The 1,381-nt window shown below is 58.0% G+C and carries 1 protein-coding gene and 1 pseudogene; both read right to left on the bottom strand.

The features are described from left to right. Positions 1-152: 152 nt before the first annotated feature. Positions 153-1,082, bottom strand: coding sequence for an electron transfer flavoprotein subunit alpha/FixB family protein (locus ACIOUG_RS27135; RefSeq protein WP_007961977.1), 930 nt, complete (start codon positions 1,080-1,082; stop codon positions 153-155). After that, positions 1,083-1,250 (bottom strand): annotated as a pseudogene (locus tag ACIOUG_RS27130) (electron transfer flavoprotein subunit beta/FixA family protein); the annotation flags it as partial. It abuts the gene before it with no gap. Positions 1,251-1,381: the final 131 nt, after the last annotated feature.

Below are 1,381 nucleotides of genomic sequence, written 5' to 3'. Positions count from 1 at the left end.
TAGCGTGTAGTCGCGCTGGCTCCGCCTTTTTCCGGTATCCATTGAATCCTCCTGAAGATCGGTCAGAAGGTGTAAACCTTATTCAGGACGAGACACGAAACAAAAAAAAGCCCGACCATAAGGCCGGGCTCTTTATAAGTGAAGCCGCCGGATTAGACCAGCTTCTCCAGCTCAGGTACCGCTTCGAACAGATCCGCCACCAGACCGTAATCGGCCACCTGGAAGATCGGCGCTTCTTCGTCCTTGTTGATCGCAACGATCACTTTGGAGTCTTTCATGCCGGCCAGGTGCTGGATCGCGCCGGAGATACCGACGGCAATGTACAGCTGTGGCGCAACGATCTTGCCGGTCTGACCGACCTGCATGTCGTTCGGTACGAAACCTGCGTCGACCGCAGCGCGCGAAGCACCGACGGCTGCGCCCAGCTTGTCGGCCAGGGCGTACAGGTGTTTGAAGTTGTCACCGTTCTGCATGCCGCGGCCGCCGGAAACGACGATCTTGGCAGCGGTCAGTTCAGGACGATCGGACTTGGCCAGTTCTTCGCTGACGAAGCTGGAAGTGCCGGCGTCGTGCGCAGCCGCTACGGCTTCAACAGCCGCCGAACCACCTTCAGCGGCAACCGGGTCGAAACCGGTGGCACGCACGGTGATCACTTTGATCGCGGCGGTCGATTGCACGGTAGCGATGGCGTTACCGGCGTAGATCGGACGCTTGAAGGTGTCGGCGCTTTCTACCGAGATGATCTCGGAGATCTGGTCAACGTCCAGCGCAGCGGCAACGCGCGGCAGGATGTTTTTGCCGTTGGACGTGGCGGCAGCCAGGATGTGGCTGTAGCCCTTGCCCAGCTCTGCTACCAGCGGAGCGACGTTTTCCGGCAGCTGATGCGCGTAGGCGGCATTGTCAGCGTTCAGGACTTTGCTCACGCCAGCGATTTTCGCAGCGGCTTCAGCCACGGCGCCAGCGCCTTGACCAGCAACCAGCACGTGGATGTCGCCGCCGATTTTGGCAGCAGCGGCCACGGTATTCAGCGTGGCCGGAGCCAGCACTTTGTTGTCGTGTTCAGCAATAACCAAGATAGTCATTTAGATTACCTTCGCTTCGTTTTTCAGTTTCTCGACCAGTTCAGCCACCGACTTGACCTTGATGCCCGCGCTGCGTGCAGCCGGCGCTTCGACTTTCAGGGTCTTGTTGGTGGAGGCGGTGGAAACGCCCAAAGCGTCCGGAGTCAGCACTTCGAGTGGCTTATTTTTTTATTTCATTATTTTTTTCTCACAACCCCCCACACGCCCCCCCCCCCCACTCCTACAGTGTTTTGCAACATGTGCTTATAATTGTTCGCTTGCTAACGATCGAGACCGGTATGACCGCCATCCACATCAAG

It is taken from the genome of Pseudomonas sp. NPDC087803 (assembly GCF_044742995.1).
Classification (GTDB): Bacteria; Pseudomonadota; Gammaproteobacteria; order Pseudomonadales; family Pseudomonadaceae; genus Aquipseudomonas.
This window is presented reverse-complemented; position numbering and strand designations above follow the sequence as displayed.

Excerpts from the sequence above, each read along its gene's own strand:
- ACIOUG_RS27135 (WP_007961977.1), bottom strand. The coding sequence starts at position 1,082 with ATGACTATCTTGGTTATTGCTGAACACGACAACAAAGTGCTGGCTCCG.